The organism is Rhodanobacter sp. FW106-PBR-R2A-2-24, from assembly GCF_058789615.1.
Genome location: NZ_JBYTBV010000002.1, coordinates 3,236,426 through 3,250,097, shown reverse-complemented (window position 1 = coordinate 3,250,097; position 13,672 = coordinate 3,236,426). Strand labels below are relative to the sequence as shown.

Genomic DNA, 13,672 nt, shown 5'->3' with positions numbered 1-13,672 from the left:
CCAATGAAGGGGAAAACCAAAGCACCGGGTACCTGCGCCCTTTCGTGTCTTTCGTTCATCAACTTAATGTACAAGGAACCGTTCATGAAACAGAAACTCTCGCGCCTGGCAACCCTGGCGCTGCTTCCGCTGACGATCTCCGCTTGCGCCACCATGCAAATGGGTGGCGACAACACGGTGGCCACTGGCAGCGCTGCCGGCGCCAGTTCGCAGAACGCCAACACTCAACTCGAACATTGTGCATCACCGCTAGGTACGATCGCGCTCGACGAGCACACCCAGGACAACTGGTATTACATTCTCACTACCCAATACCAGCTCCCCGGCACCGCACCGGTGCTGCGCCTCATCATCCAGCAATCCAACTGCTTCATGGTGGTCGACCGCGGCGCCGGCCTCAATGCGGCCATGCAGGAGCGTCAGCTGCAGCAATCCGGCGAGCTGCGCCAGAACTCCGACTACCACAAGGGCCAGATGGTGGCAGCCGACTACACCCTCGTGCCGTCGGTGACCTTCTCCAACAGCAATGCAGGCGGCGGCGCAGCAGCGCTGGCCGGACTTATCCCCGGTGTAGGCGGTCTGGTGGCCGGTGCTGCTGCCGGCGGCATGCACTCCAAGTCGGCAAGTACCATGCTGATCCTCGACGACAACCGCTCCGGCGTCCAGGTGGCCGCTGCCTCGGGCAGCGCGAAGAACATCGATTTCGGTGGCTTCGGCGCTCTCTTCGGCGGTACTGCCGCGGGAGGACTGGGTGCGTACACCAACACGGCGCAAGGCAAGGTGGTCGTTGCCGCCTTCGTCGATTCGTACAACAACTTGGTCAAGTCCGTGCGCAACTACAAGGCCCAGCACATCGACGGCGGTCCGGGCACGGGCGGCTCACTGAAAGTGCAAGGGTCGAACTGACCGACTTACACCTATACGCCACACCCAAAGCCCGGCGACCTGTCGTCCGGGCTTCCTTCGCCTGACAGCACGACATTTTTCACCCCCTACATGTAACATGCGCGTGCCCGTCGCCATATGACACCCGCATGCGCAGGCCAACTCCGTTAGCGTTGCCCGCCACCTGTTCGCCCCATCTGCACACCCCCCGCTTTCCGGCACCGCCCGCTATCGCACGCTTTCGCCTCGAAAAGGGGGAACGGTGATCGCGTTCCGCCTCGACGGCTGGCGCGCCTGGGCACCAAAACTGGAAACTCCAGAAGACTGGCGGGCATGGGCGCAATCGCCACACAAAGTGGCCGACGATGGCATGGCACAACCAGCCTGTGCCTTCCTTCCCGCCATGCAGCGCCGTCGCCTGAGCCGCTTGGCACGTATGACGATGCAGACCGCGTGGCCGCTATGTGGCGAAAGCGAACAACTTCCCTTCGTGTTCGGCTCGCACCATGGCGAGACGTCGCGTACGCTGGCGCTCTTATCCGACATCACCGATGGTTTGTCGCTATCGCCCACATCCTTCGGTCTGTCGGTACACAACGCGATAGCGGGGCAATGGTCGATCCTGCGCGGCCAACACGGCGAGTCCACCGCCATCGCTGGCGAAGCCGACAGCTTCGAGCACGCCGTGCTGGAAGGCGCGCTGCAACTGCAGGCCGGCGCGCCCGCCGCGCTGGTGGTGGTGGCCGAGGAGCTGCCGCCGCCCGCCTACGCGCCGTGGATCGCCGACGTGCTGTTCTCCTACGCGCTGGCGCTGCGCCTCGCGCGCAGCGAGGCGCCCGACTGGCAACTGCAGCTCGCTCGCAACGACGAAGATGCCCCATCCTGCGCGCTGCCGCATGCATTGGATTTCCTTCGTGCTCTGCTCACGGGCGACAACACCATCCAACACACCTGCAAGTCACGTCGATGGCAATGGCAACGCAACCATGGAGCCGATGTGCCATGACCGCCAAGCGCGCTGCACCCGAGCCCACAAGCGCCCAACCCGATATCGGCGTACTGCGCCGAAAGAGCACTAGCGCCGCCTACGTCGCCAGCCGGCCGGCCACATGCGCGGGCTGACCAATGTGCTGCTGTCGCTGATCGGGATCGCCTATCCGTTCCTGGTCTACTTCGGCATGGAAACCGTACCGCCGCCGCTGTTCGCGCTGGCGCTGGCCGCGGCGTGGCTGCTGCGCGCGCCCTTCCTGTGGCGCGAGCCCGGTGGACGCTGGATGCTGGGGGTGGCGCTGGCCTACTGCGCCCTGCTCGCGGTGAGCGGCGAATCCGCCCTGCTGCGCTGGTATCCGACCCTCATCAGCCTGTTCCTGCTGTTCACCTTCGGGCTCAGCCTGATCATCGGTCCGCCGCTGGTGGAGCGCATCGCCCGCGCGCGCGAGCCGGATCTGCCGCCGGCCGCCATCCCCTACACGCGCAAGGTCACCTGGGTGTGGGTGGGCTTCTTCGTGTTCAACGCCGGCATGTCGGCGGCACTCACGCTGTGGGCGCCGCTGGCCTGGTGGACGCTGTACAACGGCCTCCTCGTGTATTTCATCATGGGCCCGCTGTTCGTCGGCGAATGGCTGCTGCGCAAGCGACTGCGGGCGCGGGCATGAGCGCGCGACCGACCCGGCCCGAGGTGCTCGGCGTGCAGTGCGACGGCGAGCAGTGCTCGCTGCAGCTCCGCGTGCCGGCGGAACTCGCCTACTTCCCCGGCCACTTCCCGCGCGCACCCGTGCTGCCCGGCGCCGCGCAGGTCGGCTGGGCGCTGCAACTGGCCGCCGAGCATCTGGGCACGCCCATCCCTTGCCGCACGATGGAGGCGCTGAAATTCCAGCGCCTGCTGCAACCGGGCGATCGCGTGACGCTCACGCTGCGGCTGGATCGTGCGCGCGGCAAGCTGCACTTCGCCTATGCCCAGGGCGAGCTCGCCTGTTCCTCCGGCCGTCTCGTGCTGGAGCCGCCGGCGTGAACGCGACCACTGCCCACTGGGCGACCCAGCGCGAACGCGGCAACCTGCTGCTGATGCGCTTCACCGCCTGGCTGGTACGCCGCTGCGGGCGCCGCCTGCTGTCGCCGCTGCTGCACCTGATCGTGCTGTATTTCTTCCTCACCGGCCGGCGCGCGCGGCGCAGCATCCACGACTACCAGGCGCGCCTGGCGGCGTGGAGCGGCCGTGCCGAACTGCGCCCCACCAGCCGCCGCGTGTTCGCCCAGTTCATGGCCTACGCCGACTGCATGCTGGATCGTCTCGACGTGTGGCGCGGCGCCCTGCGTCTGGATGAAGTGCAGGTGCTCGACCCGCATGGCGTGCGTCCGCAATTGCACGGCAAGGGTCGTGGTCAATTGCTGGTGGGCACGCACCTGGGCAACCTCGACGTGTGCCGTGCGCTGGCCGAGCTGGGCGAGCAGGTGCCGCTCAACGTGCTGGTGCACACCCGCCACGTGACGCATCTCAATCGCCTGCTGGGCGAAGCCGGCGAACAGCGCCTGCGGCTGATCCAGGTGGACGCGCTGGATGCCGCGCTGATGCTCGATTTGTCACAACGGCTGGAACGCGGCGAATGGCTGGCGATGGCCGGCGACCGCGTGCCGCTGCAGGAAGGCCGCCGCGTGGTGGTGGATTTCCTGGGCCGCCCCGCACCCTTCGCGCAAGGGCCATGGCTGCTGGCCGGCCTGCTGGCCTGTCCGGTGAACCTGATGTGCTGCGTCAAGCGCGCCGGCCGCTACGAAATCCATCTGGAGCGTTTCCTCGACACCCCCGCCTGGCCACGTGGCCAGCGCGAGAAGGTGATCGCCGACTGGGCACAGCGCTACGCCGCACGCCTCGCGCAGTGGTGCCTGCTGGCACCGCGGCAGTGGTTCAATTTCTACCCCTACTGGGAGGCCGACGATGCGCGCTAAAGGCGTGTTGCAGGTGGCTGTCGAGCTGGTGGTGCCGTTCTTCGACGTGGACAGCCTGCACGTGGTGTGGCACGGCCACTACGTGAAATATCTGGAAGTGGCGCGCTGCGCCCTGCTCGACCGCATCGATCACAACTACACGCAGATGAAGGCCGCCGGCTACGCTTGGCCGGTGATCGACCTGCAACTGCGCTACGCCCGCCCGGCGCGCTTCGGCCAGCGCATCACGGTACGCGCCGACCTGGTGGAATGGCAGAACCGGCTGAAGATCCACTACCAGGTGCACGACACCGACCGCGGCGATCGCCTCACCCTGGGCAGCACCGTGCAAGTGGCGGTAAGCCTGGCCGATGGCACGATGCAGCTGGTGTCGCCGGTGTGCTTCGTCGAGGCGGTGGAAAAATGTATTGCGTCAACGACTCCCCCAACACTCCACGCCACGTGACTGGCACCCCGTTCGCCCTGAGCGTAGGCACGTAGCGCCAGAGTCGAAGGGCCATTCCGGCAGCGCTTCGACTCCACTTGCTGACGCAAGCTACGCTCAGCGCGAACGGTGACTTGAAGAATCCACTATGACCTACGCCAGCCCCACCTACGTCGCTGAAACCCGCCTCGGCTTCCGCTTCCTCGCCACCTACACCTGGCAGCACCACGTGTTGCGCGTGGCGATCAACGACCTGAAGCGCATCGCCGGCGAGCCCACGCCGCGCGGCGGCGTGCTGCTCGACGTCGGCTGCGGCCAGGGCCGCTCGTTCCGCCTGCTGATCGATGCCTTCGCACCGGCGCGGCTGATCGGGCTGGATGCCGACCCGTACAGCCTCGAACTCTCGCGCGCCGAAGCACGGCGCGAAGGCATCGCCGCCGAGCTGATCGCTGGCGACTGCGCCCGCATCGAGCTGCCCGACGCCAGCGTGGATACGCTGTTCTGCCACCAGGTCTTCCACCACCTGGTGGAGCAGGAAAATGCGCTGGCCGAATTCTGGCGCGTGCTGAAACCCGGCGGCACCCTGCTGTTCGCCGAATTCACCAAGGCCTATATCGACAGCTGGGTGATCCGCTGGTTTTTCCGCCATCCCATGCACGTGCAGAAGAGCGCCCCCGAATACCTCGCCATGCTGCGCGCGCAAGGCTTCGCCTTCGACGAGGCGAACGTCTCCCTGCCCTACCTGTGGTGGAGCCGCGCCAGGGACTTCGGCCTGCTCGAACGCTGGGGCCTGCGCGCACCGCCGCCGCCCGGCCAGCGTGAGGAAACCCTGGTGAATGTGGTGGCGCGCAAACCCGCATGAGCGCCGCCTATCTCCACGCGCTGGGCGTGATCTGCCCGCTGGGCGCCGGCAAGGCTGCCGTGGCCGCTGCGCTGTTCGCCGGCGCTGCCGCCTTGCGCGCCGAGGCCGGCTGGATTCCTGGCGTCGCGCCGCCGGTCGGCGCGGTGCGCACGCCGCTGCCGGCCATCCCCTCCGCCCTCGCCGCGAACTGCGACAACCGCTGCAACCGGCTGCTGCTGGCCGCCGCGCAGGAAATCCATGCGGACGTCCAGACGGCCATCGCCAGGCATGGCACGAAACGCATCGGCGTGGTGATCGGCAGCAGCACCGGCGGCATCGAGGAAGCCACCGCCGGTCTGGCCGCGTATCGTCGTGACGGCGACTGGCCCGCCGATTACCGCTATGCCCAGCAGGAGCTGGCCGGCCCTGCCGAGTGCCTTGCTGACTGGCTGAACCTGGCCGGCCCCTGCTACACCATCTCCACCGCCTGCACCGCGGGTGCACGCGCGCTCATCAGCGCACGACGGCTGCTGGACAGCGGGTTGTGCGACGCCGTGCTCTGCGGCGGCGTGGACGCGCTGGCGCGGCTGCCGCTGAACGGCTTCCACGCGCTGGGCGCGATGGACGCCGCGCCCTGCCGCCCGTTCGCCGCTGACCGTTCCGGCATCAACATCGGCGAGGCCGCCGCGCTGTTCCTGCTGACGCGCGAACCCGGCCCGGTGGTGCTCGAAGGCACGGGCGCCAGCTCCGACGCCCACCATATGTCCGCGCCCGACCCCGAAGGCCTCGGCGCCATCGCCGCGATACGGGACGCGCTGCGCGATGCTGGCCTCGCCCCCGCGCAGATCGACTATCTCAACCTGCACGGCACCGCCACCACGCACAACGACGCCATGGAAGCACTGGCCGTGGCCGCCGTATTCCCGGCAGGCGTGGCGTGCTCCTCCACCAAGGCGCTCACCGGCCACACGCTGGCCGCCGCCGGCGCGCTGGAGGCCGCGTTCTGCTGGCTCAGCCTGATCGATGGCCGCCTTCCTCCGCAGCGGGATGGCGGCGCACTCGACCCGACACTCCCAACCCTGCGCTTCGTCGAGGCGGGCACGCGCCTGCCCAGCGGACGACCGCGCCACCTGATGAGCAGTTCCTTCGCCTTCGGCGGCAACAACGCCTGCCTGATCCTGGGGGATGCGCCATGAGCTGGCCCATCGCCGAACTGATCCCCCACGCGGGCGCGATGATCCTACTCGACACCGTGCTGGAACACGGCCCCGAGCACGTGCGCTGCGGCCTGCGCGTGCCCTCACGCGGCCTGTTCCACGACGCCGACGGCCAACTGCCCGCCTGGGCTGGGGTGGAGCTGATGGCGCAGGCCATCGCCGCCTGGGCCGGTTGCCAGGCCAAGGCCAGCGGCGAGCCGGTTCGGTTGGGCTTCCTGCTTGGCACGCGCCAGTACGCATGCAACGTGGCCGCGTTCGCACCCGGCAGCGAGCTGGTGGTCGAGGCGCGCCGCGAATTCAGCGACGCGACCGGCATGGGCGTGTTCGCCTGCCGCATCGAGGGTCAATGCGTCCTCGCCGAGGCCAAACTCACAGTGTTCAGCCCACTCGACGCCAGCCCCCTGTTCCAGCCGGATACCGCCCCATGACCGACACCATCCTCGTCACCGGCTCCAGCCGCGGCATCGGCCGCGCCATCGCCCTGCGCCTGGCGCAGGCCGGCCACGACCTCGTCCTGCACTGCCGGGCGAAACGCGGCGAGGCCGAGGCGGTGCGCGTCGAGATCGAAGCCCTGGGCCGCGCCGCCCGCGTGCTGCAATTCGACATCGCCGACCGCGCCGCCTGCCGCGCCGCGCTGGCAGCCGACCTCGAAGCACACGGTGCACCCTATGGCGTGGTGCTGAGCGCCGGCCTCACCCGCGACGGCGCCTTCCCCGCGCTCTCCGACGACGACTGGGACAGCGTGCTCACCACCAATCTGGACGGCTTCTACAACGTGCTGCACCCGCTGATGATGCCGATGATCCGCCGCCGCGCGCCCGGCCGCATCGTTGCCATCACGTCGGTTTCCGGCCTCATCGGCAACCGTGGCCAGGTCAACTACAGCGCCTCCAAAGCCGGCCTGATCGGCGCCGCCAAGGCGCTCGCCGTGGAGTTGGCCAAGCGCCGGATCACCGTGAACTGCGTGGCGCCAGGCTTGATCGACACCGAGATGCTGCACGAGGACGTGCCGGTGGAGGAGATCCTGAAGGCCATCCCCGCGCAGCGCGCCGGCACGCCGGAGGAAGTCGCCGCCGCGGTGGCCTTCCTGATGAGCGCCGAAGCCAGCTACATCACCCGCCAGGTGCTCGCCGTCAACGGCGGGTTGTGCTGATTCATCCCGTTCCACCCACCCACAGGAGTCGCACCGCATGCACGCCAAAACCCTCACCCTCGCCGCCCTGCTCGCCGCCGCGCCGGTCGCCAGCCACGCTGCCGACAAGGTGGTGCACCTGCCCTTCGACAACGCGGTGAAGGCCGCCACCGCCAGCGGCAAACTGGATGGCAACGTGAAGTTCTACCTCGCCGGCACCACGCCCGCCGGCCAGCTCACCGTGGTCAACGACAACGTGGACATCACGCGCAAGACCAACGCCTTCGGCAAGAAAGACCAGGTCACCTGCGACTGGGCGATGCAGTCGGCGCTGATCGCCCTGCAGGACGACGCCAAGCGGGCCGGCGCCAACGCCGTCATCGACATCAGCGGCGACTGGAACGGCAGCAGATACAGCGACAGCCAGAACTACGAATGCCACGTGGGCTTCCTGATGTCGGGCGTGTCGCTGCGGGCCAAGTTCGCCAAGATGCCCTGAGGTTGCGCTGGGGCCGAGGTGGCGTCCGCGCCCGCCTCCAAAAGAGCAACCGCGACGTTACCCATGCCCGCAAAGGGTGGCCTGCCCTTTGCGGGCTCGCCGAACCTGATGACGCCGGGCCGGGCTGCGCGGGTCAAACCCAATGTGTTTGACCCGCGTGCGATCCATCCGTGGATCGCATCGGCCGCTCAGGCGGCCGATCGCACCTCGTAGGCCTTCAGGTGCGTGTAGGCCAGGCGCAGCAGCGGCGTCGCCACGCCATGCGCCTGCGCGCGCTCGAGCAGGTCGCCGATCACGTGGTCGGCTTCCACCCGGCCGCCGCGTTCGAGATCGCGCAGCATCGAGGCGCTCAGCGTCGATCCCGCTTCGGTCAGCATCGCGCTGGCCCGCTGCAGCGCCTTGGCTGAAGGCTCCCGGCCGCAGGCTGCCGCCGTGCGGCGGCACTCCTCCAGCAGGGCCAGCGCCGCCTCGCTCCCGCCCGGCGCGGCCACGATATCGCCCACCGCCGCGCGCAGCAGACAGGTGATGCCGGCGAGGCTGGCGAGGAAAAACCACTTGTCCCACATGTCCTGCAGCACATGCGTGCTGGCACGGTCGTCGAAGCGGCCGCAGGCCATCGTCGCCGCGATGGCCTCGAAGCGCGCCGAGGCGCTGCCGTCACGTTCGCCGAAGCACAGGGTGTGCATGGTGTTCAGATGCCGGATGCCGCCCTCGTCGTCCAGCGTGGCCGCGATGGAGCACATGCCCCCCAGCACGCGCGCCGCACCGAAGCGCGCGTCGAGCAGATCGAGCTGACGCATGCCGTTGAGCACCGGCAACACGGCGGTGTGTTCGCCCACCGCCGGCGCCACGTCGGCGATCGCCTGCGGCAGATCCCAGGCCTTGCAGCTCAACAGCACCAGATCGAACGGCTCGCGCAAGGCGCCGGCCGTGAGCGTGGGCGGCGCTTCGATGACGGCATCGCCGCAGGCGCTGTGGATGCGCAGCCCATGCCGCGCAAGTTGCTCCGCGCGCCGCTCGCGCACCAGAAAAGTGACGTCGCGCCCCGCCTCGAGCAGGCGCCCGCCGAAATAGCCGCCAGTGGCGCCGGCCCCCACGACCAGAATCCGCATGCTTCGTGCTCCCCGGCGCAACAGGCACCGGCATCCCCGCAGGGTAGCGCGGCAGGAGGGGCTTGCCGAGTCGCTTGCCGGGAGCACGGCTGCCGCGCGCCGTGCTCTTTCCAGACGGCGGCAGGTTTCGTCCTTGCATTTGTTGCGAATCATTCGCATTTGAATTAGCATAAAACCGTTGCGCCCAGTGGTGCCGCGGCGCCCGCCCGCGACGCGCCGTCCCTGCCTCCCGCCCTTTTCAGGCCCTGCCATGGAGCCGTTCCGATGTCGTTCGTCAAAAGCCGCAAACACCCGCTGGCCCGCCACCTCGGCGCCCCTGCGCTGAGTGTCGCCTCGCTGGTCACCAGCCTCGCGTTGGCGCCGCCGGCGATGGCCGCCGATGCCGCAGCCGATGTGGCGCAAACCGCCCACGCCAAGCGCCTCACCGGCGTCACCGTCGAAGGCACGGTGGTGCCCTACAAGGTCGACCAGGCCGTCTCCCCCAAATTCACCCAGCCGCTGCTGGACACCCCGCAGACCATCACCATCATCAGCAACGAACTGATCCGGGATCAGGGCGCCACCACGCTCACCGATGCGCTGCGCAACACGCCAGGCGTAGGGACGTTCTTTGCCGGCGAGAACGGCTCGACCAGCACCGGCGACGCCATCTTCATGCGCGGCTTCGACACTTCCGGCAGCATTTTCGTGGACGGCGTGCGCAACCTCGGCACGATCTCGCGTGATGTGTTCGACACCGAACAGGTCGAGGTGACCAAGGGCCCGGACAGCACGAAATATGGCCGCACCGCGCCTTCCGGCACTGTGAACATGGTGAGCAAGCAAGCCTTGACCGGCAACGCCGTATCCGGCTCGCTGTCCTGGGGTAGCGCCGACCAGCGGCGCGCCACCGCCGACTGGAACCGGCAGTTCACTGAGCACGCCGCCTTCCGCCTCAACGTGCTGGCGCAGGACAGCGGCGTGCCCGGCCGCCACGAGGTGAAAAACAAACGCCATGGCGTGGCGCCCGCGCTGGCCTTCGGGCTGGGCACCCCCACCCGCGTCTATCTCGACTACCTGCACGTGCAGCAGGACAACGTGCCCGACGGCGGCATCCCCACCATCGGCCTGTCCGGCTACTCCTCGCCCGACCCCACACGCCCCTTCATCGGCGACGCGCGCAAGGTCGATCCCGACCATTTCTACGGCACCGACCAGGATCACGACCACGTCGTCGAGGACATGTTCACCGCGATCGTGCAGCACGACTTCTCGGACGCCATGGCGCTGCACGACACCCTGCGCTGGGGCCGCACGCACGAGGATTACCTCTTAACCTCGTTCACCGCCACCGCCGCCAACCTCAAGACGCCGAACCCGAGCGATCCCTCGAGCTGGACGCTGGCACGCAGCAACCCGAACTTCAAGAATCAGACCAACCGCATCTCCGCCAACCAGCTCAACCTCACCGCCGACTTCGCGACCGGCGCCATCACGCACAACGTGAGCACCGGCATCGAACTGAGCCGGGAGACGCTGGACACGATCACGCTCACCGCACTGGGTGGAAGCACCTGGCCCGCGGCCCATCTGTACGCCCCGAATCCCGATGTCGGCAATGCGCTGGCCTACGGCCCCAACGGCGGCTGGACGCACGGCAAGACCGATACGGCCGGCGCCTACCTGTTCGACACGCTGAAGTTCGGCGAGCGCTGGCAGCTCAACACCGGTGCTCGCCGCGACCATTACCGCACCGACTTCAGCAGCGCCGTCGCCTGCGGCGGCAAGAACGCGCCGGCCTGCGGCAGCCTGCCCGCCAACGCCATCGTGCCCGGCCTGGATGCTGGCAAATCCGGCAACCTGACCAGTTGGCAGCTGGCCGTGATCTACAAACCCACGGCGGACGGCAGCCTCTACGCCAGCCTCGCCACTGCCGCGCAGCCGCCGGGCGGCAACAGTCTGTCGTTCAGTCCGCTCGCCAACAGCATGGACAACCCCGCGTTCGCCCCCGAGCAAGCCCGCACCGCCGAGCTGGGCACGAAGTGGAACCTGTTCGACGAACGCCTGCTGCTCACCGCCGCGTTCTACCGCACCACCGTCGGCAACGAGCTGGAACAAGACCCCACCACGCTGGTCTGGTATCCGATCGACCACAAGCGCGTGCAGGGCGTGGAACTCACCGCCGTCGGCCAGATCACGGAGAACTGGGCAATCAACGCCGGCTTCACCAGCCTGCGCACCCACACCAGCAGCGGTGCGCTCGGCAGCGCCACCAGCAGCTCGGCGCCCGCCGCCGACGACCCCAATGTGCTGGCCTACACGCCGAAGAGCGCGTTTACCAGTTGGACCAGCTACCACCTGCCGTTCGGCCTCGTCCTCGGCGGCGGGGCGCGCTACACCGGCGCCATGCAGCGCGGCAGCGACGGCGCCATCGGCACGCCGGCCCACATCGCGGGCTACTGGGTGGTCGACGCCATGGCCAGCTACGCCGTCAACAAGCACCTCGACCTGCAGCTCAACCTCACCAACCTGCTCGACAAGCACTACGCCGCGTCGATCAACAAGAGCGGCTACCGCTACATCCCGGGCACCACGCGCGCGGGCACGCTTACCGCGAACTTCCGCTTCTGACGCCGCCGTCCCCGCTTGCGGGGTTCATGGGATGACTTGCGCCGCGCCGTGGCCAGCTTCCCCTGCAGGCAAGGGAAACCCACCGTCAACGCCACCTTTCGAGGCATCCCGCCATGCTGCTGCACCTCCCCAACGTTCTCCACCATGACCAGGTCGCGCAATTGCGCCGGGCACTCGATGCCGCCGACTGGGTCGACGGCCGCGAAACCGTCGGCGCGCAGGGCGCTCAGGTCAAGCACAACGAACAACTGCCGGGTGCCTCGCCGCTGCGCCGGCAGCTGGGGGAAACGGTATTGGCGGCGCTGGCGAAGCATCCGTCGTGGCATGCCGCGGCGCTGCCCCTGCGCACCCTGCCGCCACGCTTCAACCGCTATCAGGGCGGCGGCACCTATGGCATGCACGTGGATGGTGCGGTGATGGCCCTGCCCAACGGCGAACAGTTGCGCAGCGACGTCTCCTGCACGCTGTTCCTGAGCGAACCGGATGAGTACGACGGCGGCGAGCTGATCGTCAGCGACACCTACGGCGAGCACGAAGTGAAACTGCCCGCCGGCGACGCTATCGTCTACCCATCCAGCAGCCTGCACCGCGTCGCCCCGGTGACCCGCGGCGCGCGGGTGGCGTCGTTCTTCTGGGTGCAAAGCCTGGTGCGCGACGACGCCCGTCGCCGCCTGCTGCTGGAACTGGACGGATCGATCCAGCGCCTCCGGCACACCGACGCCGATACGGCCGCCCTGCTGCAGCTCACCGGCATCTACCACAACCTGCTCAGGCAATGGGCGGAAAGCTGACCCGGCCGCCCTGGCAATGCACCAGTGCGACCAGCCACGCGTGGTCTTCTGTCGTGCCGACGCCGAGCCGCCGCTGACATGTCAGCCGGCCACGCCGCGGACATCGGCGCCCACGAAAAAGCCGCGGCGGGCCGCGGCTTTTTTGCGTGCGCAGGGGAAACTCAGCCCTTGACGCGCTTCGCGATCGCCTCGCCGAAGCTCGCGGTCGAACCCTTGCCGCCGAGGTCCGGCGTCACGCTGTCGCGGTCGTTGGTCATGGTGTCGCGGATCGCGGCGCGCAGCTTGTCGCCTTTGTCCACCATGCCGAGGTGGTCGAGCATGTCGGCGGCAGCCAGCAGCAGTGCGCAGGGGTTGGCGATGCCCTTGCCGGCGATGTCCGGCGCCGAGCCGTGCACGGCCTCGAAGATCGCCGCATTCGCGCCGATGTTGTCGCCGGGCGCCAGGCCGAGGCCGCCAACCAGGCCGGCGCAGAGGTCGGACAGGATGTCGCCGAACAGGTTGGTGGTGACGATCACGTCGAACTGCTCGGGCTTCATCACCAGCTGCATGCAGGTGTTGTCCACGATCATCTCGTTGAACTCGATCTGCGGGTATTCCTTGGCGACTTCGCGTGCCACGTTGAGGAACAGGCCCGAGGCGGTCTTGATGATATTGGCCTTGTGCACCGCCGTGACTTTCTTGCGGCCCTTCTTCACCGCCAGCTCGAAGGCGTAGCGCACGATGCGCTCGCTGCCCTTGCGCGTGTTGCGGATCATCGAGATCGCGGTCTGGCCGTCCTCGGACAGCGACTGGCCCTCGGACAGGTAGGCGCCCTCGGTGTTCTCGCGCACTGTGATGATGTCGATGTTCTCGAAGCGCGCCTTGGTGCCGGGGAAGGAAACCGCCGGGCGCACGTTGGCGTAGAGGTCGAAGTGGCGGCGCAAGGTGACGTTGACCGAGGTGAAGCCGCCGCCGATCGGCGTGGTCAGTGGGCCTTTCAGCGCCACCTGGTGCTCGGCGATCTTGTCCAGCGTGGCCTTGGGCAAGAGGTCGCCATGCTTTTCCAGCGCGACCATGCCGGCGTCGACGAAATCGTAGGTGAGGCCGCAATCGAGCGCGTCGAGCACGCCTAGCGTGGCGGCCATGATCTCCGGGCCGATGCCGTCGCCGGGGATCACCGCGATGGTCTTGCTCATGGGGAAACTCCTTGGGGAAGTGTGCCGCCCGACGAAAGCCAAA

15 protein-coding genes are annotated in these 13,672 nt (G+C 68.2%); 13 read left to right on the top strand and 2 right to left on the bottom strand.

Going from position 1 to position 13,672, the window contains the following annotated elements; all coding sequences use genetic code 11:
• The first annotated feature begins 84 nt into the window (after positions 1 to 84).
• The 11 genes from AC3WQA_RS15955 to AC3WQA_RS15905 all read left to right on the top strand — a co-directional run bounded on the left by AC3WQA_RS15955 (position 85) and on the right by AC3WQA_RS15905 (position 7,941).
• Complete coding sequence (locus tag AC3WQA_RS15955; protein WP_492676015.1) at positions 85 to 906, top strand: CsgG/HfaB family protein; 822 nt, start codon at positions 85 to 87, stop codon at positions 904 to 906.
• 241 nt (positions 907 to 1,147) lie between these two features.
• Positions 1,148 to 1,891, top strand: a complete 744-nt coding sequence (locus AC3WQA_RS15950) for a beta-ketoacyl synthase chain length factor (RefSeq protein ID WP_492676014.1) — start codon at positions 1,148 to 1,150, stop codon at positions 1,889 to 1,891.
• Between the two features lie 103 nt (positions 1,892 to 1,994).
• A complete protein-coding gene (locus tag AC3WQA_RS15945; RefSeq protein ID WP_492676013.1) occupies positions 1,995 to 2,540 on the top strand; it encodes a COG4648 family protein in 546 nt (181 codons plus the stop codon).
• Entirely contained in the window at positions 2,537 to 2,896 is a 360-nt protein-coding gene (locus AC3WQA_RS15940) for a 3-hydroxyacyl-ACP dehydratase FabZ family protein (protein ID WP_492676012.1), read from the top strand. Before AC3WQA_RS15945 ends, AC3WQA_RS15940 begins: the two co-directional genes overlap by 4 nt.
• Positions 2,893 to 3,828 carry a lysophospholipid acyltransferase family protein gene (locus tag AC3WQA_RS15935; RefSeq protein ID WP_492676011.1) on the top strand — a complete coding sequence of 312 codons (936 nt, stop codon included), beginning with the start codon at positions 2,893 to 2,895 and terminating at the stop codon, positions 3,826 to 3,828. Before AC3WQA_RS15940 ends, AC3WQA_RS15935 begins: the two co-directional genes overlap by 4 nt.
• On the top strand, positions 3,818 to 4,273 hold the full coding sequence (locus AC3WQA_RS15930) for an acyl-CoA thioesterase (RefSeq protein WP_492676010.1): 456 nt from the start codon (positions 3,818 to 3,820) through the stop codon (positions 4,271 to 4,273). Before AC3WQA_RS15935 ends, AC3WQA_RS15930 begins: the two co-directional genes overlap by 11 nt.
• A gap of 127 nt (positions 4,274 to 4,400) precedes the next feature.
• A complete protein-coding gene (locus tag AC3WQA_RS15925) occupies positions 4,401 to 5,114 on the top strand; it encodes a class I SAM-dependent methyltransferase (protein ID WP_492676009.1) in 714 nt (237 codons plus the stop codon).
• Entirely contained in the window at positions 5,111 to 6,289 is a 1,179-nt protein-coding gene (locus tag AC3WQA_RS15920; protein ID WP_492676008.1) for a beta-ketoacyl-ACP synthase, read from the top strand. The genes AC3WQA_RS15925 and AC3WQA_RS15920 overlap by 4 nt, the downstream gene beginning before the upstream one ends.
• Positions 6,286 to 6,738 carry a hotdog family protein gene (locus AC3WQA_RS15915; protein ID WP_492676007.1) on the top strand — a complete coding sequence of 151 codons (453 nt, stop codon included), beginning with the start codon at positions 6,286 to 6,288 and terminating at the stop codon, positions 6,736 to 6,738. Before AC3WQA_RS15920 ends, AC3WQA_RS15915 begins: the two co-directional genes overlap by 4 nt.
• Entirely contained in the window at positions 6,735 to 7,463 is a 729-nt protein-coding gene (gene fabG, locus AC3WQA_RS15910) for a 3-oxoacyl-ACP reductase FabG (RefSeq protein WP_492676006.1), read from the top strand. Before AC3WQA_RS15915 ends, fabG begins: the two co-directional genes overlap by 4 nt.
• Positions 7,464 to 7,500: 37 nt before the next feature.
• Positions 7,501 to 7,941 (top strand): excinuclease, encoded by a 441-nt coding sequence (locus AC3WQA_RS15905; RefSeq protein WP_492676005.1) that lies wholly within the window; start codon positions 7,501 to 7,503, stop codon positions 7,939 to 7,941.
• A gap of 188 nt (positions 7,942 to 8,129) precedes the next feature.
• On the opposite strand, the gene panE is transcribed toward AC3WQA_RS15905, so the two are convergent.
• A complete protein-coding gene (gene panE, locus AC3WQA_RS15900; RefSeq protein ID WP_492676004.1) occupies positions 8,130 to 9,053 on the bottom strand; it encodes a 2-dehydropantoate 2-reductase in 924 nt (307 codons plus the stop codon).
• Positions 9,054 to 9,317: 264 nt separating this feature from the next.
• Here panE and AC3WQA_RS15895 point away from each other — a divergent pair, with 264 nt between their 5' ends.
• Positions 9,318 to 11,663, top strand: a complete 2,346-nt coding sequence (locus AC3WQA_RS15895) for a catecholate siderophore receptor Fiu (protein ID WP_492676003.1) — start codon at positions 9,318 to 9,320, stop codon at positions 11,661 to 11,663.
• Between the two features lie 113 nt (positions 11,664 to 11,776).
• Positions 11,777 to 12,454: a Fe2+-dependent dioxygenase gene (locus tag AC3WQA_RS15890; RefSeq protein WP_492676002.1), complete on the top strand. Its 678-nt coding sequence runs from the start codon at positions 11,777 to 11,779 to the stop codon at positions 12,452 to 12,454.
• Positions 12,455 to 12,615: 161 nt separating this feature from the next.
• Here AC3WQA_RS15890 and AC3WQA_RS15885 read toward each other — a convergent pair whose 3' ends face one another.
• Entirely contained in the window at positions 12,616 to 13,629 is a 1,014-nt protein-coding gene (locus AC3WQA_RS15885; RefSeq protein WP_492676001.1) for an isocitrate dehydrogenase, read from the bottom strand.
• Positions 13,630 to 13,672 lie beyond the last annotated feature (43 nt).

Bases quoted from the DNA above. Each gene is read 5' to 3' on its own strand.
- panE (WP_492676004.1), bottom strand. From the start codon at position 9,053: ATGCGGATTCTGGTCGTGGGGGCCGGCGCCACTGGCGGCTATTTCGGC.
- AC3WQA_RS15925 (WP_492676009.1), top strand. From the start codon at position 4,401: ATGACCTACGCCAGCCCCACCTACGTCGCTGAAACCCGCCTCGGCTTC.
- AC3WQA_RS15890 (WP_492676002.1), top strand. From the start codon at position 11,777: ATGCTGCTGCACCTCCCCAACGTTCTCCACCATGACCAGGTCGCGCAA.
- AC3WQA_RS15955 (WP_492676015.1), top strand. From the start codon at position 85: ATGAAACAGAAACTCTCGCGCCTGGCAACCCTGGCGCTGCTTCCGCTG.
- AC3WQA_RS15885 (WP_492676001.1), bottom strand. From the start codon at position 13,629: ATGAGCAAGACCATCGCGGTGATCCCCGGCGACGGCATCGGCCCGGAG.
- AC3WQA_RS15895 (WP_492676003.1), top strand. From the start codon at position 9,318: ATGTCGTTCGTCAAAAGCCGCAAACACCCGCTGGCCCGCCACCTCGGC.
- AC3WQA_RS15930 (WP_492676010.1), top strand. From the start codon at position 3,818: ATGCGCGCTAAAGGCGTGTTGCAGGTGGCTGTCGAGCTGGTGGTGCCG.
- AC3WQA_RS15915 (WP_492676007.1), top strand. From the start codon at position 6,286: ATGAGCTGGCCCATCGCCGAACTGATCCCCCACGCGGGCGCGATGATC.
- AC3WQA_RS15905 (WP_492676005.1), top strand. From the start codon at position 7,501: ATGCACGCCAAAACCCTCACCCTCGCCGCCCTGCTCGCCGCCGCGCCG.
- AC3WQA_RS15920 (WP_492676008.1), top strand. From the start codon at position 5,111: ATGAGCGCCGCCTATCTCCACGCGCTGGGCGTGATCTGCCCGCTGGGC.
- AC3WQA_RS15940 (WP_492676012.1), top strand. From the start codon at position 2,537: ATGAGCGCGCGACCGACCCGGCCCGAGGTGCTCGGCGTGCAGTGCGAC.
- fabG (WP_492676006.1), top strand. From the start codon at position 6,735: ATGACCGACACCATCCTCGTCACCGGCTCCAGCCGCGGCATCGGCCGC.
- AC3WQA_RS15945 (WP_492676013.1), top strand. From the start codon at position 1,995: ATGCGCGGGCTGACCAATGTGCTGCTGTCGCTGATCGGGATCGCCTAT.